This is a genomic window from Haloarchaeobius caseinilyticus (assembly GCF_051207395.1).
GTDB lineage: Archaea > Halobacteriota > Halobacteria > Halobacteriales > Natrialbaceae > Haloarchaeobius.
In genome coordinates, this window is record NZ_JBPJZC010000001.1 from 2,114,394 (window position 1) to 2,133,798 (window position 19,405).

The window sequence follows — 19,405 nt, forward strand, 5'->3', positions numbered from 1 at the left end:
GCTCAGTTGATGTCGATGCGGTGGCCTTCGTCTTCGTCGGCCTCCTCCTTCGGGAGTGTGATGGTCAGTGTCCCGTTGTTGTACGACGCCGCGATGCCGTCTTCGTCGACGGCTTCCGGGACGCGGAGGCTCCGACTGACGGACTGGCGACGCTCGCGGTGGATGTACGTCTCTTCGTCTGCTTCTTCCTCGACGTCCTCACGGCTGGCTTCGAGTCTGAGGCGACCATCCGAGAACGTCAGGTCGATGTTCTCTGTGTCGTAGCCGGGGAGGTCCGCCGTGACCTCGTACTCGTCACCGTGGTCTTGCATGTCGATGGGGATCGATTCGAACGAGCGCATTCCTGGGCTGTCGAACTGACGGCCCATCCGGTCGAACATGTCCTCGATTTCCTCGAACGGATTTCGTCGCATTACAGGCGACTCATACTCGCGCGGCGACCTTAAAATCGACTCCCGGCGTGGCGGCTGTCGGGTTAAAACCCACACCCCGGTTGGCAGAACCTTCTCGGTAATCGGTGTCGTAGAGAGGGCTGACACTTCGATGGATTTCGACCTCCCGACACGACGCCGCGTCCTCCGTGCAACCGGTGGAACGGCACTCTTCGGACTGGCTGGTTGTCTTGGCGACGACGGTGGCACAGACACAGGGACGAGCGACGGCGGCCTCAGCGGTCCACAACCGAGCGCCACCGTCGACATGATTCAGAGCGAAGACGGCAGCGAGAACTACAACGACCCGCTCGTCGTCTGGGTCGAGAACGGCGGCACCGTCACGTTCGTGATGGACAGCGGGAACCACTCGGCGACGGCTTACAGTGAGGAAAACGACCAGCCGCGGCGGATTCCCGAGGGCGCGAACTCGTTCGACAGTGGTGTCTTGCTGGACGAAGGCGAGACGTTCGAACACACGTTCGAGACCGAGGGCGTCTACGATTACTTCTGCATTCCGCACCACGGGATGGGGATGGTCGGCAGCGTCATCGTCGGGCAGCCGAGTCCCGACGGACAACCCGGTCTCGCCGAGCCACAGTCGAGCCTGCCCGGCGACGCGGGGTCGGCCATCAGCGAGGTGAACCAGCTGGTCCGCGACGCACTCGGCGACGGGTAAGAAGGCGGCGGGTTCAGTGAGGACTCACTCCAGCACGTGGCGAACGTCGTAACTGCCGAGGATACGGACCCAGCCCTCGTCGACGATTCCTTCGACGGCTTCGATGGCCGACTGCGTCCGGTCTTCGTACAGTCCCGACTCGATGTCGACGTGGAAGACGTAATCGCCGAGTCGTTCGCCCGACGGGCGCGATTCGACCCGACTCAGGTTGATGTCGCGCTCTGCGAACGGCTCCAGTAGGCGGAGCAGGAGGCCGGGATAGTTCGTGTTCGGGTAGACGACGAGCGACGTCTTTCCACCCGCTTCCGAGCGGTCGGCCGGTGGCGCGACGACGAAGAAGCGAGTCGCGTTCGAGGTCCGGTCCTGCACGTCGGCGGCCAGAACCTGCACCGTCTCGTCGGCGTTGCCCGGGTGGGCGATTGCTGCGACCGTCTCGTCTTCGCGGGCTCGCTCGACACCCTGTGCCGTACTCGCGACCGGTTCGTGGGCCACGTCGGGATACTCCCGCTCCAGATACTCACGACACTGTGCTAGCGCCTGCGGATGGCTGGCGACCGTCTCGAACGACTCGCCCTGTGCCAGTAGTGCGTGGCGAATCGGCGTGACGACCTCCTGCACGACCGAGACCTCGAAACTCGCTAGCGCGTCGAGTGTCTCCGTGACACTCCCTTCGATGCTGTTCTCGATGGGGACGACGCCGCGGTTCGCGTCGCCCTCCGCCACGGCTTCGACGATGCTCGTCACCGACTCCCGAAACGACACTTCGGCTCCGTCGGCGACGGCTCGCGCCGCTCGGTGCGAGTACGTCCCCGCCGGTCCCAGCGTGACGACTGTCATGCCTCGGCGTAGCGCTGGGGACGGGAAAAGTACGTCGGGCCGACGGTGGCGACTGTCAGCGAGGTGGCGGACGACGAATCCAGCGCGTCAGTGACGTGGCGTCTCGTCCGTCGTGAGCGTTCGGAGGGTAATCCGTCCCTCGCCGATGGTTTCGACTTGCTCTGCCAGAATTATGTGTAACCCCTCGTCGTCCGTCTCGACGGCGTTCCGAACGGTGCTCGATGGCACCACATCGTTGAGGTCGACGTGCGCCCGCCCGTCACGCACGTCGGAGACGGTTCCGACGAGTTCGCCGTCCGCTGTGAAGACGTGCTTTCCCTCGTCGGTCGGGCGGAGGGCTCGGTTCATACGAGTCGCTATCCACTCGGCATACCTGAGTCCTCGACCTAATTTGTTACCCGTCTCGGATATAAAAGGGAGAGACGTTAGCGGTTCAGCGTGTGGATGGCGTGACCGAGTGCGTTCTCGGCAGCCTCCATCACAGCTTCGGCGAGCGTCGGGTGCGTGTGGACCGTCGCGGCCACGTCTTCGAGCGTCGCGCCCATCTCCAGTGCGAGCGACAGTTCGGCGACGAGTTCACTGGCCTCGGGACCGACGATTTGTGCGCCGAGCAGGAACCCAGAGTCCTCGTCGGCGACGACGCGGACGAAACCGTCGGTCTCGCCCGTCGAGAGCGCGCGACCGCTGGCCTGGAACGGGAACTTACCGGTGGCCGGTTCGAAGCCCTGTTCCTCTGCCTGCTGTGCCGTCAGGCCGACCGTCCCGATTTCGGGCTCGGTGAACACGGCCGCGGGCATGGCGACGTAGTCGAGTGCGGCGGGTTCGCCGGCGATGACCTCGGCGGCGACCTGCCCTTCCTTCGATGCCTTGTGGGCGAGCATCGGTTCGCCGGCCACGTCACCGATGGCGAAGATGTCGTCGTGGCCGTCGACGCGAGCGCGGTCGTCCGTCGCGAGGAAGCCCTTCTCGTCGGTCTCCAGACCGGCGGCTTCGAGATTGAGACTGTCGGTGACCGGCTGGCGGCCGACCGCGACGAGTACCTTGTCACAGTCGAGTTCGAGTGCCTCGGCTTCGGCTTCAGCAGCCTGTCCGCCGTCGGCGGCGGCCGGGCTGGCCGTGACCGTGATGCCGTCTGCGTTCTCCTCCCAGTCGGAGGCGGAGTAGCCGAAGTGGAAGTCGATGCCGAGGTCTTCGGCGTGCTTGCGCACGATGCGCGAGATGTCGTCTTCGTACGGCGGCAGCACGTCGTCGAGCATCTCGACGACCGTCACGTCACTGCCAAGTTTGGCGTACACCGATGCGAGTTCCATCCCGATGTAGCCGGCACCGACGACGACGAGGTCGTCCGGCACGGCGTCGAGTTCCAGCGCGCCCTTCGAGGAGAGGACGTAATCCTCGTCGAACTCGAAGTTTGGAATCTGGATGGGGCGCGAGCCGGTCGCGATGATGCAGTGTTCGAACTCGATGGACTCCGAACCCTGTCCTTCGCCGCTGTGGACGATGCGGACCTTGTCGTTGCCCGCGAACTCCGCCTTGCCCTCGACGAGGTTGACGCCGTTTGCCTTACAGAGCTTCTCGACGCCACCGGTGAGCTGATCGACGACGCCGTCTTTCCAGTTCACCATCTGCGAGAGGTCCACGGCCGGGTTGGCGTGGATGCCCATCTCCTCGGCGTTGCCCGCGTCGTGGGCGAGCGAGGATGCCGTAATCATCGCCTTCGACGGGATGCAGCCCCGGTTGAGGCAGGCTCCGCCGTAGGCGTCCTTCTCGACGAGCGTGACGTCGAGTCCAAGCTGTCCGGCGCGAATCGCGGCCACGTAGCCACCCGGTCCCGCGCCGATGACCAGTACGTCCGTTCCTGTCGTGACGTCTCCGACGACCATTACTCTAGCACGCGCAGGGCAGCCATAAAAAGCCGCAGGAACTGCACCGACCGACGAGTTCTTGGTCGCTGAGGTGTGTGTCTGTTTGCCGACTCGGGGGCTGTCACGGGAGTCGGTCGGTTTTCACCTACCCCTGCCGCGGCGGCAGCCACAACTCCTCCAGCGACGGCAGGTGCTTCACGTTGTACAAAACCTTCAGTTCCCGCGTAATCGGCGTCCCGATACACGAGAGGTGAATGCCCTCGTCGGTCAGTTCCTCGGGCAAGACGTGGTCGACGAATATCTCTAGCTCGCCCTCCATGACCCTCACCGCGCAGTTCGCACACGCCCCGCCGCGACAGGAGAAGGGCCACGACAGGTCGTTCTCCTCGGCGGCTTCGAGCAACGTGTCGCCCGACTCGACGAAGAACTCGCCGTGGTCTTCCTCGTCCAATCGGGCACGTCTGGCCTTGCGGAACAGGTCGTCGTGGCCGAGGTCCCAGCCGTGGTCGGAGAGAATCTCGTAGTTGAGGTACTCGACGCGGGAGACGGCCTTCTCGGGCGTGTCGTCGACGACGACCTCGCCGTCTGGACTGGCCGTCGCGTCGCCACTGGCTGTGTCGGTCCAGTCGCTCGACTCTTCGGCGGTGAGTTCGTCGTACGCGGTCATCACGAGCTGGAACTCGCGCACCGACCCGCCCTGGTCCGGATGCGCCGTCTTCACTCGCTGGCGGAACGCGCGCTCGATTTCGTCGTCGTCCGCATCGGGGTCGACACCGAGCACGTCGTACGGGGACTCCACACGTCGACTAGCGACAAGAGTAACTTAAACGTCTCTCACTCGGCGAGGCGTGCCGACGCCGGTCGAAAAAAGCCGCTACCGTATCCTCACTCCAGCAGCAGGAGCGTCGGGTTCTCGAGGTACTTCTTGACCTCGTTGGTGAACATCGCGCCGTCCGCACCGTCGATGATGCGGTGGTCGAAGCTGAGCGAGAGGGTGAGGACGTGGCGAATCTCGATGGAGTCCTCGCCGTGCTCGTCGGTCACGACGCGCGGCTTCTTCTTGATGGCCCCGAGCGCCAGGATGGCGGCCTCGGGGTGGTTGATGATGGGCGTGGCGTACTCGCCGCCGATGCCGCCGATGTTCGTGATGGTGAACGTGCCACCACGCATCTCGTCGACGGAGATGGAACGCTCGCGGGCCTTCGAGACGAGTTCGTTCATCTCGGAGGAGAGTTGGAGCAGTCCCTTGCGGTCGGCTTCCTTCACGACGGGCACCATCAGGCCGGCGTCCGTCGCGGTGGCGACGCCGACGTTGTAGTAGTGCTTCTTGACGACTTCGCCGTTCTCCTCGTCGAGCGAGACGTTGACCTGCGGGTACTCCTTGAGCGCGGCGACACACGCCTTCATCACGAAGGGCATGTAGCTGAGCTTGATGTCGTCCTCGGCCGCGACCGGCTTGAGTTCCTTGCGGGTCTCGACCAGTTTCGTCACGTCCACCTCGTCGTGGTGGGTGACGTGGGGCGCGGTGTACATCGAGTTCGCCATCGCGTCGCCGATGGTCTTGCGGACGCCGCGGTAGGGTTCGCGCGTCTCGCGCTCGCCTTCCACGACCTGTCCGCCGGCCATCGCCTGTGCGTCGGCCGACTGCGCCTGCTGTGCAGCTTCGGCGTACTCGCGGACGGCTTCGGGCGTGACGAACGCCTCTCCGTCGCGCTGTTCGCTGGCGGGGACGGCGTTGATGTCGATGCCCTCCTCTTTCGCCAGCTGACGTGTGGCCGGTGCCGCGAGCGTCTTCTCGCGGCCGGGTTCGGCCTGTCGCTGGATGGTCTGGGCCTGCTGGCCGCCTGCGCCGCCACTGCTGCCAGCGTCGGCGCTGGCCGGTTCCGAGGGAGCCTCGGTGCCTGTGTCGGCTTCGGCCGTCGCGGGTTCGGACGCCGGTTCGCCACCGGATTCGGCGTGCGCTCGGACGTCCTGCTCGGTGATGCGACCCGACGGGCCACTGCCGGAGACTGCGCCGATGTTCACGCCCAGTTCGCGGGCGAGTCGGCGGGCACTCGGCGGTGCGAACACGCGACCCGAGGGCGTCTCGACTTCCTCGCCTGCGTCGGCAGACGCGGATGCATCGGATTCGCTGGCGGCGTCGGCTGCCTCGCCCTCGTCGGCGGCGGGTTCGTCCGCGCCGACGGCGTCGAGGTCGTCCTCGCCTTCGACGTTGAAGACGATGATGACGTCGCCGACGGGGACGATTTCGCCCGCCTCGGCGCGCAGTTCTTTGACCGTGCCGTTGTACGGCGAGGGCACCTCGACGAGTGCCTTGTCCGTCTCGACCTCCGCGACCGGCTGGTCTTCGGTGACGGTGTCGCCTTCTTCGACGAGCCACGACACCAGTTCGCCCTCTGCGACCCCTTCGCCCACGTCGGGCAGTTTGAACTCTCGTGCCATCTTAGAAGTCCATCGCCTCGCGGATGCCCTTCTTGATGCGTGCCGGCTCGGGGAGGTAGTAGTCCTCGAGCGCGTAGAGCGGGAACGGCGTGTCGAAACCAGTGATGCGCTTGACCGGCGCTTCCTGGTACATCAGTGCCTCTTCCTGGATGATGGTCGCGATTTCGCCGCCGAGGCCGCCCGACTTGGGTGCCTCGTGGACGACGGCCGCGCGGCCGGTCTTCTTGAACGACTCGACGATTGTGTCCTCGTCGAGCGGCGAGATGGAGCGGATGTCGACGACTTCGGCGTCGATGCCGTCCTCGGCGAGTTCCTCGGCCGCCTCGATGGTCGGCCGAGTCATCGCACCCCACGTGTACACGGAGATGTCCGAGCCTTCGCGGCGGACTGCGGCCTCACCGAGCGGGACCTCGTAGTCGCCGGTCGGGACCTGGTCGCGGAACGCGCGGTAGATGAGCTTCGGTTCGAGGAAGACGACCGGGTCCGGGTCGCGGATGGCCGCGATGAGCATCCCCTTCGCGTCGTACGGCGTCGAGGGAATCTGCACTTTGAGTCCGGGCTGGTGGGCGAACATCGCCTCCGTCGACTCGGAGTGGTGTTCCGGCGCGCGGATGCCACCGCCGTAGGGCGCGCGGACGACCATCGGACACGTGAAGCGACCGCGGCTGCGAGTGCGCAGGCGCGCGGCGTGGCTCACGATCTGGTCGAACGCGGGGTAGATGAAGCCGAGGAACTGAATCTCGGGCACCGGCTTGAGGCCGTAGGCGGCCATACCGATGGCCGTGCCGACGATACCGGACTCCGCGAGGGGCGTGTCGATGACGCGGTCCTCGCCGAACTCGTCGTAGAGGCCTTCTGTGGCGCGGAAGACACCGCCGTTCTTCCCGACGTCCTCGCCCATGACGATGACGTCGTCGTCGTTCTGCATCTCGGTGGCCAGGCCGTCTCGCACGGCCTGCACCAGCGTCAGGTTCTCCGTCTCCGTTTCGGTTTCTTGCGTAGACATTGTCAGTGTTCGAGGAGTGCGTCGTCGCCGAACTCTTCACGGACTTCGTTGAACCACGCGAGCTGCTCTTGCAGCTTACGCGGCATGTCGGCGTAGACGTGCTTGAAAATCTCTTCCGGCTCAGGACGTTCGACGGCTTCGGCCGCACTGATGGCGTCGGCCACGTCGTCCTCGATTTCGCCTGTGATGGCGTCGACGCGCTCGTCGTCGAGTAGGCCGTGGTTGCGAAGGAACGTCTCCATCCGCGGGATGGGGTCCTTCTTCTTCCACTTCTCGACCTCGGCGTCGTCGCGGTAGACCGACGGGTCGTCCGCGGTCGTGTGCGCGCCGAAGCGGTACTGGACCGCCTCGATGAGCGTCGGGCGACAGTCGTCTGCGCCCGGGTTCTTCGCCTTGTTCACGGCGTCGCGTGTCACCTGATAGACGGCGAGCGGGTCCATACCGTCGACCTGGACACCGTCGATGCCGTACGCGGTGGCCTTCTGTGCGATGGTCTCAGACGCCGTCTGCTTCTCTCGCGGGACCGAGATGGCCCACTGGTTGTTGTTACAGAAGAAGACGTTCGGCGTGTCGAAGACGCCCGCGAAGTTGAGTCCTTCGTGGAAGTCGCCTTCACTCGTCGCGCCGTCACCGAAGTAGGTGATGAACGCGCGGTCTTCGTCCTTCAGCTTCGAAGCCCAGGCAGCGCCGGTTCCGTGGACGACCTGTGTCGCGATTGGGACCGCGACGGTGAAGATGTTCAGGTCGTCCGGAATGGCGTTGCCTTGCTCGTGACCCATCCAGTAGAGGAGGGTTCGTTTCAGAGAGAGTCCACGGACGAGTGCGGCTGCGTGTTCCCGGTAAGAGGGGAACAGCCAGTCGTCGTCGTCCAACGCGTGGGCGCTGCCGACCTGTGCGCCTTCCTGCCCCGAGAGGGGCGGGTAGGTGCCCATGCGACCCTGCCGCTGCAGGCTGACGGCCCGCTGGTCGAAGTGCCGGGCCAGTCGCATCTGTTTGTACATCTCGATGAGCTTGTCATCGTCGATGTCCGGCACCTCCGCGTCGTCAAGGACTCGACCCGCGTCGTCGAGTATCTGTACTCGGTCGCGGGGGTTGTGCTGTAGCGTGCTCACGGGAGAACCCACCTTGACATGTGTGACACGTCTCCCGCTCGCGTTATATCGTTTTCGTAAAAACGTTGCTTTCGGTCCCATTCTTGCCACACAGTCACAAAGATTTTCGATAATCGGCAAAAATCCACACGAGTTTAAAATTCACGGCGCATATCTGCTGTGCCTGTTGGACTATCACGGTTTTCCCGGCGAGATTCTGGACGTGTGGGCGGCTTTCGTCGTGGGTCTCGGTATCGGATACCGTGGCGTCGTCGGGTGGTTTACTCGGCAGAGAGTTGCTGTTTCGGTGGTTTGTCTTGGTGGGGTACTTGTTTGCCGTCGATGTGGGTCTGGTCGTCGTCGGTGTCGGCTTGGCTGTCGTCACGGTTTCTGGTGTTGGGAAGCAGTCCACGAGTCACGACGGAAAATGACCGCAGCCACAACCTCCCCATCCGATTCCTCACGCCACTCGCTTCGCTCCTGACGCTCGTCATCCCTCGCGCGATTTCTGCTCGCAGTCTCGCTCTCGCTCGACATGCTCACCAGCGCGCGCCAGAGTGGTCGTGAAGAATCAGTCGCCAGCAGCCCGGCGCGCCTGCTCTCGTTGCTCGCGGTTCACTGCGTTCACCGCTCGCTAATCGGAGGCCACTCTCCGAGCGGCCTCCCTCGCTTCCTGAACGCTCTTTCCGTCGCGCAGAATCGCGTCGACGAACAGTTCGCCCGCTTTGTACGACGAGCGAACCATCGGGCCGGAGGCGCAGTAGAGGAAGCCGAGTTCGTCCTCCGACACCGCTCGCCACGTGTCGAACTCGTCTGGGTGGACGTAGCGTTCCACGTCGAGGTGGGTGAGCGACGGCTGGAGGTACTGCCCCAGCGTCACCACGTCCACGTCGATTTCGTGGAGGTCGGAAAGCGTCTGGTAAATCTCGTGGGCGTACTCGCCGACGCCGAGCATCAGGCTGGTCTTCGTGTAGATGTCGGACTCGCGCGAGACTTGTTCGAGCACGGAGAGCGATTGTTCGTAGCCGGCGCGGCGGTCCCGAACCGGCCACTGGAGGCGCTCGACCGTCTCGACGTTGTGCGCGATGACGTCCGGGTCGGCGTCGATGATTTTCCGGACGAGGTCGGGTTCGCCCTGGAAGTCCGGAATCAGCACTTCGACGAGGATGCCCGGGTGACGCTTCTTTATCTCTCGGATGGTCTCGGCGAAGTGGCCCGCACCCTGGTCGGGCAAGTCGTCACGGTCGACCGACGTGAGGACGACGTAGTCGAGACCGATTTCGGCGATGGCCGAGGCGACGTTCGCGGGTTCGTCGGGGTCGAGTGGGTCCATCCCGCCGGTCTCCACGTCACAGAAGTTACACCCGCGTGAGCAGCGATGACCCATCAGCATGAACGTCGCCGTGCCGCCGTCGCCGCTCCCGTTGCGACCGCTCCAGCACTCGCCGAGGTTCGGGCAGTTCGCCTCCTCGCAGACGGTGTTGAGGTCGTGGTCGCGGAGGGTGCGCTTGATGTCCGTGAACTCTCTGCCCGCTGGCGGTCGCATCTTCAACCAGTCGGGCTTCCGCGAGCGGCTCATGTCCACTACTGTGCGTGGCGCGGTGAAAAAGCGTGGGGATTCCGCCCCTCCAGTGGAAAACTCGACACTAGTGAAGGGTTTCCATCGGTGATTGACGACAGAGTTTTGTGTCTGGGACGTACCAGTCAGATACTAGTGAATGTTCGACGTGTCACGTGATGACATCACCAGTGGGTCGATTCCACAGGTGCTCGTGCTACTGGCCGCACCTCTCATCGTGCAGAACCTCGTCCAGTTCGCACAGCTCGTCGTCGACGCGTTCTGGGTCGGACAGATCGGTGAGAACGCGGTCGCCGCCGTCGGACTCGTCTTCCCGCTCACGTCGGTCCTCTCCGCGTTCGTCCTGATTCCACTCGTCGGCACACAGGTCCTCGTCTCACAACGGGTCGGTGCCGACGACGAATCGAGCGCTCGCCGTGGCGCGTTCAACGCCGTCCTACTCAGTCTCGCTCTCCTCGTTCCGCTCTCCGCTATCGCTATCGTCACGTCGGGACCGCTCATCCAGTCTGTCGTCGAGATTCTCCAGCCCGACTCGCCGGTCGCCCCGCTCGCCATCTCCTACTTCGTCGCCTACACGTTTGGCGTGCCGGCGATGGCCGTTTCGGACGCGACAGAGGGTGCCTTCATCGGGTGGGGTGACTCCCGGGTCGCGCTGTACGTGAACGTCGTCAGCGTCGCGGTCAATCTCACGCTCGACCCGTTGCTCATCTGGGGTATCGGTCCCTTCCCGGAGATGGGCGTCCAGGGTGCCGGACTCGCCACCGCAATCGGCTACACGGTCGGGATGCTCCTCGTCGTCGGCTTCGCACTCGGGCCGCGCGACAGTTTCTCGTTCACCCGCGCCACCGCCGTCTTCGACTTCGGGGACTGGCGCGAACTCGTCGACATCGGCCTGCCGAGCATGGGCCAGCGACTCGCACAGGACGCGGTCAGACTCACCCTCGTCAGCGTCGTACTGGCCGCTGGCGGTGCCGCAGGGTTGGCCGCCTACACGCTCGGTGCGCGCATCTCCGCAATTGCGTGGATTCCGGCTGGCGGGCTCAAGCAGGCGGCCCAGTCCATCGTCGGGCAGAACCTCGGCGCGGGCAAGACTGGTCGGGCGCGCGAGACCACGTGGACCAGTGCGGGCATCATCGTGGCCGCGATGGTCGTCGTCGGTGTGATACAGTTCGCTATTCCTACGGAAATCGCGACGTTCTTCGTCCCCGACATCACGCCTGACGCGCTCGAACTCACCGTCGACTACCTCCAGATTCTCGCGGTCGGCTACTGGGCCATTGGGGCGACGTACGCCTTCCGCGCGGGCTTCGACGGGGCGAGAAAGACCCGGACCAGCATGCTGACCTCGATGGCGCAGTACTGGGGTGTCCGCCTGCCGGTCGCGCTCGTCGGTGTGTACGTCCTAGACTACGGCGTCGTCGCCGTCTTCTGGGGCGTCACGCTCTCGAACGTGCTGGCGGCCATCGGTCTGGCGGTGTACTACCGCTACCTGACCGCTGGCGGCATGTTGGAGCGGGCAGCGGACCGGGCGTCTGAGTCGGCGAGCGGGTGACGCCGCCGTTCTGGCCATCGCCGTCGTCGCCCCGGAACCATCCCCGGACCACTTTCGCTCCGCGACGGAAACGTTCTTGACACCGCGGAACTGGTTGTGGAACGAGAATGGAGGTCGCCGAGGTCGTACCAGATTTTGCCGACGCCTTCGCCTTCGAGGAGTTCAACCGGATGCAGCGCGAGACGCTGCCCGCGTTGCTCGACTCGCGGGAGAACGTCGTCGCGAGCGCGCCGACAGCGAGCGGGAAGACCGCGCTCGCCGAACTGGCCATCTGCCAGGCGCTCGACGTGGGGGGTACCGCGCTGTTCATCGCGCCGTTGCGCGCACTGACGAACGAGAAAGAGGCCGACTGGGAACGCTTCGAGGAACTTGGCTACTCGGTCTACGTCGTCACAGGCGAGCGCGACCTGAACCCGCGTCGGGCCCGGCATGCTGACATCCTCGTGATGACGCCGGAGAAGCTCGATTCGGCCACGCGCAAGCACGACACGACCCGCTACGACTTCATCACTGACATCGACGTTTGCGTCATCGACGAGGTCCACCTGCTCGATTCCGATAGACGAGGAGCGGTCCTCGAAGTGACCATCTCGCGCCTGCGCCGTCTCTGTGCGCCCCGCGTCGTCGCCCTCTCCGCGACGATGCCGAACGTGCAGGACGTGGCGGACTGGCTGGACACACCGCCGGAGAACACCTTCGAGTTCGGCGACGACTACCGCCCGGTCGACCTGAACGCCGGCGTGAAGACGTACAGCCACGGCGAGAACTCCTTCGCGGACAAGTACCGCCGACTGTATCGCGCAATCGACCTCGCGGAACCGCACATCAACGACGACGGGCAGGCGCTCGTCTTCGTCTCCTCCAGACAGGACACTGTACAGGCCGCGAAGAAGGCCCGCGACGAGGTGGCCGAGCGCGACGTGGCGATGGGTGCCCGCGGCGACTACGACTTCCACACCGAGACGCAGGAACTCGACAACGACACCCTCCGGAACTCCTGCATCGACGGCGTGGCGTTCCACCACGCCGGACTGTCGAAGAACGACAAAGACCGCGTCGAGGAGTGGTTCAAGCAGGGGAAACTCAGCCTGCTCTTCTCCACGTCGACGCTCGCGTGGGGCGTGAACATGCCCGCCCGCTGTGTCGTCATCCGCGACACGAAACTCCACGACCCGCTCGAAGGCGAGGTCGACATGAGTCCGCTCGACGTGCTCCAGATGCTCGGCCGGGCCGGTCGCCCGGGATACGACGACGTGGGCTACGGCTGGGTCGTCTGCGACGGGAGCGACGCCGGAAAGTACCGACGACTGCTCCGCGAGGGCAAGGAGATCGAGAGCCGACTCGCAGGTAACCTCGATGCGCACCTCAACGCCGAAATCGCGATGGGGACCATTCGCGACTTAGACGACGTGATGGCGTGGCTGGAGACCACCTTCTACTATCAGCGCGCGCAGTCGAACCCCGACGACTACGACTTCGCCAGCCTCCGTGAACGAGTTCGTGGCGTCCTCGAATCGCTCGTCGAGAGTGGCTTCGTCGAGACCGGTGACGACCTCTCCGTCTCGGCGACTGGCCTCGGCGTGCTCGCCTCGAAGTACTACCTCCGACTGGAGACCGCGAAGCGCTTTGCAGACCTCGCGAAGCACGACGGTATCGGCGAGAAAGCGGTATTGGGAGCGGTCGCGACCGCCGCCGAGTTCGACAGCGTGAGCGCCCGACAGGCCGAGAAGGAGTCGGTCGACGCGATGCTCACTGGGCAGAGTACGGGCGACATGGACGCGGGCGGCCGCAAGGTGCTCGCCATCCTCGTCGGGTCGATGAACGGGACGACGCCGGCCGACCTGCGCTCCGACGCGTGGGTCATCAAGCAGAACGGCCTGCGCCTGCTCGCCGCGCTGCAGTCGTTCCTCGACCGTTTCGCCGACCCGCACGCGACCAACGTCGCCAGCCGGGTCGAAGCCCGCGTCGAGAACGGTGTCCCGCCCGAGGCAGTCGGCCTGACCGCCATCGACGGCGTGGGTGCCGGTCGCGCGAGCAAGCTGGCGAAAGAGGGCCTGAAGACGCCCGGCGACGTGGTCGACGCGGGAATCGCTGGACTCGTTTCGGCTGGGCTCTCCGAGGGTGTCTCCGAGCAAATCGAGTCGGCCGCGGCCGACCTCCCCGCCGTCGACATCGACTGGGGCGGCTTCCCCGACACCATCGCCCGCGGCGAGAACGAGATGTGCGACGTGACGGTTCGGAATACGGAGGGCGGCGCGAACGCAGGAATCAGAGTGACCGTCAACGGCGTCGAGATGAGTGCGACCGAGACGTATCTCGGCGACCCCGCGACGGTCCCTGTCGGCGTCTTCGGTGCGACTGACGACGAACTGACCTACGAAGTGTCCGTCGCGTTCCCCGACCTGCCGCTCCTGCCGGTGACCGAGACGCGGACGGTTCGCGTACAGGACTGAGTCGCTCCTCGCTCCTCGGCCGTCGCCAGCAGCGACCACGGTGCACGCGCGACTCCGCTGAGCACAAACTTTTCCTCCGTTCGATAGGTATCGGCGTGTATGCAACCTCCGGCGGAGCGGCGGGTCGACGTGGTCCGTCTCTCCGGTGCGACAGACGGCGGCCCCCTGTCACGACTATCGAGTCGGGTCGGGCTGTCGTCCGGGGAATCCCCGACGCTCCGGGCGGTCCCGGCTGGGCGCGGGTCGGCCATCGTGGCGGCTGCCGAGGAAGACTTCGGTCCGGAGCGGCGCGAGCACTACCTGTTCAAGTGGGTCGCTGTGCCCCTCGGCGTGACGCTCTTCGCCCTCCAAGGACTCTGGCTACTCGGACTCAGTTTCTGGTTCGCCGGCATCGCGGCGCTCGTCTCGCTGTCGCTCGTGTGGTGGATCGACCTCGCGAGACCAGACCGGGAACCGTCGGAAGTCATCGCGACTGCTGTTCCGGCGGCCGAAGCCCGGCGGCGTTGGGACGTCAGTGTCGCAGCAGCCGGGTGGGACGCTGCCGTCGATGAGGCGGCGACTGAGCCGACGACGGTGAGCGAGGAGGCGAGTCGGTGACCAGCACAGCGACCCCGGCAGACGCCGTCCGGCCTCGCGTCGACGTCCTCCGCGTCCCCGACACCGACGACGGGCAGGACACCTCCTATCTCGCGGTTCCCGCTGGCGACGGTCGCCCGCGCGTCGACGCGGCCCGCGACGAGGCCGGCCGCCGACTCGGCGCGAGTCGATTCGCACGCTGGGTCGCGGTTCCGGCCGGCCTGTGCATCCTCGGGACCGTCGTCACGTTCGGACTCGCACTGCCCTGGTGGGCCGCGTTCGTCCCGGTCACCGCCTATCCGTCGGTGCTCTGGTGGTTCGACTTCGACGACCCGTTCGATTCGGTGCCGGACCTCGTCGCCGTCGACTGTTCGGTCGCCGACGCCAGTGAGCGGTTCGAACCGCTCGAACTCGACGACTCGGTCGGTGTCGAACGTGCAGCCGAGGAGCCGGCCCGGGCGGCCGGAGCGGACGAACAGGCCGAGCTGGACTGACCTGTTTTCGACGCGCTCGTACACGAGAAAATATCAGTCTGGCACCATACTGTCGACTCGTGCCGCCCGTCAGTGACGAAGTCTTCCGTGTCGACGTGCTCCGCTATTCGCGCGACGACGACGGAACGGACGACGACAGACACCGTGCCGTGCCCGCTGGCGAGGGCGACGAACACGTTCGAGAGCGGGAGATGGCCGCGAAACGAGTGTCCTTCTCGAACCGTCTGATTCCGTACAGCCTCGCCCTCGGAGCGACCAGTCTCCTCACCAGTTTCGCACCGTCGGTCGGGCTGCCGTCGTGGACCGGGTTCGTCGCATTGCTCGCCATCCCTGCGCTCCGGTGGTGGATCGACGAGTCTCGGGGCTTGCGCGAACCGGTTCCGGACCTCGTCGCCGAGGACGTACCGGTCGAAACCGCGAGACGTGAGTTCGGCGCTCACCTCGACGACTCAGTCGCCGACCGCGCAGTCACCGAGGGCGAGGCCGTGACCGCGACCGCGACGATGGCCTCGCCTGCGGAACCGGCGTCTCACTCTCCGACGCCGAGCAACTCGTCGACCGTCCCGAGCAAGTCCGCGGGCGAGTCGACGACGACTTCGGCTTCGGAAAGGTCGACCGAGTCGTCCGCGCCGGAGCGATAGCCTACGCACGTCGTCCCGGCGGCGACTGCCGACGCGACGCCGTGTTCTGAATCTTCGACCGAGACACACTCCTCGGGTTCGCAGTCGACCTGCTCCGCGGCGTACTCGAAGATGTGCGGTTCCGGTTTGCCGGGGGCGTCCACGTCTTCGGCACTGACGATGGCGTCGAACTCCAGTCCGAACCGCTCGCAGACCCGGTCAAGCCAGTGATGCGGCGACGAGGAGACGAGCGCGATGGGGATACCCGCCTCGCGGCGTTCGGCCAGCCACGCGGCGAAGCCTGGCAACAACTCGACGTGTTTCGTGTAGATGTCGACCGCGGTCTCGTCGAAGCGGGCGATCCAGTCGGCCTTCGAGACGGCCACGTCGTAGCGCTCGTCGAGGTAGTCGTAGATTTCGCGGTAGTTCATCCCGGTAATCTCGCGGACCGCGATCTCGTCGTCGGGGACTGCCCACGGGAGAATCTCGTTCTCCTCGCGTTCGACCCAGTAGTCTTCTGAGTCGACCAGTACGCCGTCCATGTCGAACAGCACCGCACGGTGGCTCATGGTTGGTGGTCGCAGGGAGGGTATTTCCCTTTCGGGGAACGGGAAGTTTTGTGACTGTTCGCTTGGGGTTCAGTCGTGGCTGTTCGGTCAGTTGGTGCTGTGTCTGCTTGTTCGGCTGGTGCTGTGGCTGCTCGTTCGGCTATCGCTCCGGTTGTTGCTGAGGACGGGCAGGTCACGAATCACGATGGTACATGACCGCACCGTCGCCTCCCACGCACCCCACATCCACTACCTCCCCATCCGATTCGCCGGGCTTCACTACGTTCCGCCGGGTTCATCCCTCGCGCGATGTCGACCCGCGGCCTTCGCAGGGCTCAGGCACGCGACTCAGCGCGCGCCACCCGGAAAGTCGGCAGTCGTTGCCGTGCCAGAGTTCAAGTACCAGCCCGCGGCCATCGTCGCCATGTCTGCCTCAGTCCGCCTCTTCGCGGGGGATTGCACCGTCGTCTTCGACGGCGACCGGCGAGAAGAGCACCGCGGCAACGTCGTCGTGGTGGTCAAACCCGACGACACCGTGTTGGTCCACGATGCACGCGGCTACCAGCCAGTCGCGTGGCTCACCCGGGCCGCGGAGGTGTTCGTCACCCACGACGACGCCCTCGACCTGCGGGCACGCGACGGCGACCAGAAGCTGTTCGTGAAGTCCCATCACCTGCACCTCGCAGGCTCGTACCGGACCAGTGCGGCCGGAACGCCTGCGGGGCCGTGTCCCGACTGCGACGGCGCACTCGTGCGAACCCGCCGTGCCGTGACCTGTCTCGACTGCTCGCGCCACCACGGCATTCCGACGGACGCGACGGTCCACGGCGGGCGGTGCGACTGTGGTCTCCCACGGATGCGCGTCGAGCGCGGCGCGCCGCTGGACCTCTGCGTCGACCGCGAGTGCGAGTCGCTGGACGACGCAGTCACGGAGCGGTTCGACCGCGCGTGGGACTGCCCCGAATGCGGCGACGACCTGCGAATCATCCGTCGCGGTGGCCTGCTCGCTGGGTGTGACGCCTATCCCGACTGCGACACCGGCTACTCGTTCCCCTCGGGGTCGGTCGCCGGGACGTGCGACTGTGGCCTGCCGGTGTTCGAGACGGCTTCGGGCCGACGGTGTCTCGACAGCACGTGCGAGGAGCAGGCGAAGGAGGTGCAGGCCAACCCGGGTCCGTGATAGCCGCGGAGCGGGGGCGGAGCCGTACCGACTCGCCCCGGACCGTCATCACTTTGCCCGCCCGGAGCACATCCCTGTCTATGAACGGACACCTCGACGGCGACGTGGTCCACGTGGGCCAAGACGCGCGCCAGCGGTTCCACGACTCGCGGGGCTACGGCTACCCGCTCGACGGCAACGACGTGGCGCTCGCGCCGGTCGAGGCCGCACACCTGCTGTACCGTGACGACCTCGATTCGGTCGACGGGATGGGCTTTCGCGAGTTCATGCGAGAGACGACCGACCCCGGCTTCGTGCCGCAGTTTCTGGTCTACGCCGACCTGCGCGAGCGTGGTTTCTACCTCTCGCCCGCCCGCGCCGACTGGCTGAAGCGACTCGACGCCGGCGGCGAGGATTTCGTCGTCTACCCCCGCGGGAAAGGCCCCGGCGACGGCGAGGCGCTGTACCGGGTCCGCGTTATCGGCGAGCGCGAGGAGATCTCCGCCAGCGACCTCGGCGACTGCGTCCTCGCCGTCGTCGACGAGGAGTCCGAAATCACCTACCTCGATACGGACCACCCCGACATCGAGGGAACCGCAGGCGTCGACCTGCCCGAGAACGTCGACTGCGACCTGCTCGCCGACCGCGCGACCTGCTGGAACCCACCCGACCGACTGTACCACGAGGGCTTCTACGGGACGCCCTTGTCGGGTCGTGACGCCGACTTCGACGCCGTGCAACTCTCGCTCGTCGAAGCCGCGTATCTGGCGACCCACGGGGCGCTCGACGCGAGTCCGGAGACGGTTTGCGAACGCGGCCGCGAGGTCGAAGGCGAGCGATTCGACCGCCGCCTGCGGGTGTACGCCGCCTTGCGCGAGTTCGGTGTCGTGCCCAAGACCGGCTTCAAGTTCGGCGCGGACTTCCGGACCTACGCCGAGTTCGAAACCGTCGACGACTTCGGCCACTCCGAACTGCTGATTCGCGTGCTGCCCGATGGGCACGTCTTCGCCCCGCGTGACCTGGCGCTCGACGTGCGACTGGCGAACGGCGTTCGCAAGGAGATGGTGTTCGGGTTCGTGGAAACGAACGACGATGGGTCTGCTGGCGACGTGACGTGGCTTCGGGTCGGTCGATTGACGCCCTGAAAATTGACTCGTTAGGACTCGCTCACCCCTGACGAAGTTTACTCGCACGAGTGGGCAACGTTCACGCCGTTGCCTGAGTTCTCATCACTTTTGACCTCAAGGCCAGTGAGTGAGGCGTCGCCACAGTTCACACTAACGACGGCGAGAACCTCCTTTTCGGATTGGTAGACAACGATGATGACAGCAAAGGGGGAAGAAAATTCCGTGATGTTCCTCTCGGTTCCCTGGCCAGGCTGTAACGTGTATTGCCCGTGATTTCGCGCTGAATCTGGTACCTCGACTGACTCAAAATAGCTGCCGTCTCCAGAATTAATCTGTCTGCTACCTTCACCAATCGTGTGATTTCCGACTCTGTCGCCAGGATAGTTTATAGTGAAATTCGTCCCTGGCTCAACCGTGTGGACCTCGAAAGTCTGGGTCGTTTCGCCGTTGTTGCCAACTCGAATCTGGACCGATTGCTCTTGGTCAGTCTGACCAGTGAAGGGAACTGTTGTACAGCCAGCTAAAAACACGATAATTGCCATCACTATCCCGATTACCGGTCTGCGGTCGCACACACTGAAAAATTCGTCTCTTCGACACTTCACTGGTCGCCCAATTTAGACGGGGAGGGTACTGCCTAGAATAGTCTTCCCACATTGATCGGCCAAGCACCCGAAACGCTGGAACAGAACCAACCAGCATGGCGCGCGCTGGTGAGCGTGCCGAAGGCCGCGAGCCAGCATCGCGCGAGGGATGACGAACTCGACGAAGTCGAGTGAGGAATCGGTTGGGGAGGGTGTGGCCGCGGTCTCTACCGTCGTGAGTCGTGAACTACTCGTCGTCGTCAACAGTCTAGACCGACTATCGATTTCACAGACGAAAACGTCAACCAGAACTTCCAGAAACCGACGACGATACACGCGAGAAGCGAAGCTTTTTGCGCGCG

Annotated in this window: 19 protein-coding genes; 8 read left to right on the top strand and 11 right to left on the bottom strand. The window is 65.1% G+C overall.

All coding sequences use genetic code 11. The features are described 5' to 3' along the window. Window positions 1-2: 2 nt before the first annotated feature. On the bottom strand, window positions 3-413 hold the full coding sequence (locus ACSC1P_RS11110; RefSeq protein WP_435360218.1) for an Hsp20/alpha crystallin family protein: 411 nt from the start codon (window positions 411-413) through the stop codon (window positions 3-5). A gap of 130 nt (window positions 414-543) precedes the next feature. Here ACSC1P_RS11110 and ACSC1P_RS11115 point away from each other — a divergent pair, with 130 nt between their 5' ends. Continuing rightward, complete coding sequence (locus tag ACSC1P_RS11115; protein WP_435360219.1) at window positions 544-1,110, top strand: plastocyanin/azurin family copper-binding protein; 567 nt, start codon at window positions 544-546, stop codon at window positions 1,108-1,110. A gap of 24 nt (window positions 1,111-1,134) precedes the next feature. Here ACSC1P_RS11115 and pheA read toward each other — a convergent pair whose 3' ends face one another. The 8 genes from pheA to lipA all read right to left on the bottom strand — a co-directional run bounded on the left by pheA (window position 1,135) and on the right by lipA (window position 9,930). Then, window positions 1,135-1,947 carry a prephenate dehydratase gene (gene pheA / locus ACSC1P_RS11120; RefSeq protein ID WP_435360220.1) on the bottom strand — a complete coding sequence of 271 codons (813 nt, stop codon included), beginning with the start codon at window positions 1,945-1,947 and terminating at the stop codon, window positions 1,135-1,137. An 87-nt stretch (window positions 1,948-2,034) separates the two neighbouring features. After that, a complete protein-coding gene (locus ACSC1P_RS11125) occupies window positions 2,035-2,295 on the bottom strand; it encodes a PRC-barrel domain-containing protein (RefSeq protein ID WP_435360221.1) in 261 nt (86 codons plus the stop codon). Window positions 2,296-2,372: 77 nt separating this feature from the next. Continuing rightward, the gene (gene lpdA, locus ACSC1P_RS11130; protein ID WP_435360222.1) at window positions 2,373-3,830 is read right to left on the bottom strand and encodes a dihydrolipoyl dehydrogenase; all 1,458 of its coding nucleotides are present in this window, start codon (window positions 3,828-3,830) and stop codon (window positions 2,373-2,375) included. A gap of 127 nt (window positions 3,831-3,957) precedes the next feature. Continuing rightward, window positions 3,958-4,611, bottom strand: coding sequence for a ferredoxin Fer (gene fer, locus ACSC1P_RS11135; RefSeq protein ID WP_435360223.1), 654 nt, complete (start codon window positions 4,609-4,611; stop codon window positions 3,958-3,960). An 86-nt stretch (window positions 4,612-4,697) separates the two neighbouring features. After that, window positions 4,698-6,254, bottom strand: coding sequence for a dihydrolipoamide acetyltransferase family protein (locus ACSC1P_RS11140; protein WP_435360224.1), 1,557 nt, complete (start codon window positions 6,252-6,254; stop codon window positions 4,698-4,700). 1 nt (window position 6,255) lies between these two features. Further along, window positions 6,256-7,260 (bottom strand): alpha-ketoacid dehydrogenase subunit beta, encoded by a 1,005-nt coding sequence (locus ACSC1P_RS11145; protein ID WP_435360225.1) that lies wholly within the window; start codon window positions 7,258-7,260, stop codon window positions 6,256-6,258. Between the two features lie 2 nt (window positions 7,261-7,262). Beyond that, the gene (gene pdhA / locus ACSC1P_RS11150; RefSeq protein ID WP_435360226.1) at window positions 7,263-8,372 is read right to left on the bottom strand and encodes a pyruvate dehydrogenase (acetyl-transferring) E1 component subunit alpha; all 1,110 of its coding nucleotides are present in this window, start codon (window positions 8,370-8,372) and stop codon (window positions 7,263-7,265) included. 613 nt (window positions 8,373-8,985) lie between these two features. Further along, window positions 8,986-9,930, bottom strand: coding sequence for a lipoyl synthase (gene lipA, locus ACSC1P_RS11155; RefSeq protein ID WP_435360227.1), 945 nt, complete (start codon window positions 9,928-9,930; stop codon window positions 8,986-8,988). A gap of 139 nt (window positions 9,931-10,069) precedes the next feature. On the opposite strand from lipA, the gene ACSC1P_RS11160 reads away from it, so the two are divergent. The 5 genes from ACSC1P_RS11160 (at window position 10,070) to ACSC1P_RS11180 (ending at window position 15,646) form a co-directional block, all read left to right on the top strand. After that, the gene (locus ACSC1P_RS11160; RefSeq protein ID WP_435360228.1) at window positions 10,070-11,482 is read left to right on the top strand and encodes an MATE family efflux transporter; all 1,413 of its coding nucleotides are present in this window, start codon (window positions 10,070-10,072) and stop codon (window positions 11,480-11,482) included. 107 nt (window positions 11,483-11,589) lie between these two features. After that, complete coding sequence (locus ACSC1P_RS11165) at window positions 11,590-13,935, top strand: DEAD/DEAH box helicase (protein ID WP_435360229.1); 2,346 nt, start codon at window positions 11,590-11,592, stop codon at window positions 13,933-13,935. A gap of 99 nt (window positions 13,936-14,034) precedes the next feature. Further along, complete coding sequence (locus tag ACSC1P_RS11170) at window positions 14,035-14,532, top strand: hypothetical protein (RefSeq protein WP_435360230.1); 498 nt, start codon at window positions 14,035-14,037, stop codon at window positions 14,530-14,532. After that, entirely contained in the window at window positions 14,529-15,005 is a 477-nt protein-coding gene (locus tag ACSC1P_RS11175) for a hypothetical protein (RefSeq protein ID WP_435360231.1), read from the top strand. The genes ACSC1P_RS11170 and ACSC1P_RS11175 overlap by 4 nt, the downstream gene beginning before the upstream one ends. Before the next feature lie 59 nt (window positions 15,006-15,064). Continuing rightward, entirely contained in the window at window positions 15,065-15,646 is a 582-nt protein-coding gene (locus ACSC1P_RS11180; RefSeq protein WP_435360232.1) for a hypothetical protein, read from the top strand. On the opposite strand, the gene ACSC1P_RS11185 is transcribed toward ACSC1P_RS11180, so the two are convergent. After that, window positions 15,535-16,194 (bottom strand): HAD family hydrolase, encoded by a 660-nt coding sequence (locus ACSC1P_RS11185; protein WP_435360233.1) that lies wholly within the window; start codon window positions 16,192-16,194, stop codon window positions 15,535-15,537. The genes ACSC1P_RS11180 and ACSC1P_RS11185 overlap by 112 nt on opposite strands. Before the next feature lie 403 nt (window positions 16,195-16,597). Between ACSC1P_RS11185 and ACSC1P_RS11190 the strand changes: the two genes are divergently transcribed. Both ACSC1P_RS11190 and endA read left to right on the top strand, forming a co-directional pair. Next, on the top strand, window positions 16,598-17,353 hold the full coding sequence (locus ACSC1P_RS11190; protein ID WP_435360277.1) for a topoisomerase DNA-binding C4 zinc finger domain-containing protein: 756 nt from the start codon (window positions 16,598-16,600) through the stop codon (window positions 17,351-17,353). 74 nt (window positions 17,354-17,427) lie between these two features. Beyond that, window positions 17,428-18,477 carry a tRNA-intron lyase gene (endA, locus tag ACSC1P_RS11195; RefSeq protein ID WP_435360278.1) on the top strand — a complete coding sequence of 350 codons (1,050 nt, stop codon included), beginning with the start codon at window positions 17,428-17,430 and terminating at the stop codon, window positions 18,475-18,477. 38 nt (window positions 18,478-18,515) lie between these two features. Here the strand turns inward: endA and ACSC1P_RS11200 are convergent, their stop codons facing one another. Next, window positions 18,516-19,001, bottom strand: coding sequence for a hypothetical protein (locus ACSC1P_RS11200; RefSeq protein ID WP_435360234.1), 486 nt, complete (start codon window positions 18,999-19,001; stop codon window positions 18,516-18,518). Between the last annotated feature and the right edge of the window lie 404 nt (window positions 19,002-19,405).

Coding starts and splice junctions, on each gene's coding strand:
- pheA (WP_435360220.1), bottom strand. CDS start 1,947: ATGACAGTCGTCACGCTGGGACCGGCGGGGACGTACTCGCACCGAGCG.
- ACSC1P_RS11115 (WP_435360219.1), top strand. CDS start 544: ATGGATTTCGACCTCCCGACACGACGCCGCGTCCTCCGTGCAACCGGT.
- ACSC1P_RS11145 (WP_435360225.1), bottom strand. CDS start 7,260: ATGTCTACGCAAGAAACCGAAACGGAGACGGAGAACCTGACGCTGGTG.
- ACSC1P_RS11170 (WP_435360230.1), top strand. CDS start 14,035: ATGCAACCTCCGGCGGAGCGGCGGGTCGACGTGGTCCGTCTCTCCGGT.
- ACSC1P_RS11110 (WP_435360218.1), bottom strand. CDS start 413: ATGCGACGAAATCCGTTCGAGGAAATCGAGGACATGTTCGACCGGATG.
- ACSC1P_RS11160 (WP_435360228.1), top strand. CDS start 10,070: ATGTTCGACGTGTCACGTGATGACATCACCAGTGGGTCGATTCCACAG.
- lipA (WP_435360227.1), bottom strand. CDS start 9,930: ATGAGCCGCTCGCGGAAGCCCGACTGGTTGAAGATGCGACCGCCAGCG.
- ACSC1P_RS11190 (WP_435360277.1), top strand. CDS start 16,598: ATGTCTGCCTCAGTCCGCCTCTTCGCGGGGGATTGCACCGTCGTCTTC.
- ACSC1P_RS11185 (WP_435360233.1), bottom strand. CDS start 16,194: ATGAGCCACCGTGCGGTGCTGTTCGACATGGACGGCGTACTGGTCGAC.
- ACSC1P_RS11165 (WP_435360229.1), top strand. CDS start 11,590: ATGGAGGTCGCCGAGGTCGTACCAGATTTTGCCGACGCCTTCGCCTTC.
- ACSC1P_RS11125 (WP_435360221.1), bottom strand. CDS start 2,295: ATGAACCGAGCCCTCCGCCCGACCGACGAGGGAAAGCACGTCTTCACA.
- ACSC1P_RS11140 (WP_435360224.1), bottom strand. CDS start 6,254: ATGGCACGAGAGTTCAAACTGCCCGACGTGGGCGAAGGGGTCGCAGAG.
- ACSC1P_RS11200 (WP_435360234.1), bottom strand. CDS start 19,001: ATGGCAATTATCGTGTTTTTAGCTGGCTGTACAACAGTTCCCTTCACT.
- lpdA (WP_435360222.1), bottom strand. CDS start 3,830: ATGGTCGTCGGAGACGTCACGACAGGAACGGACGTACTGGTCATCGGC.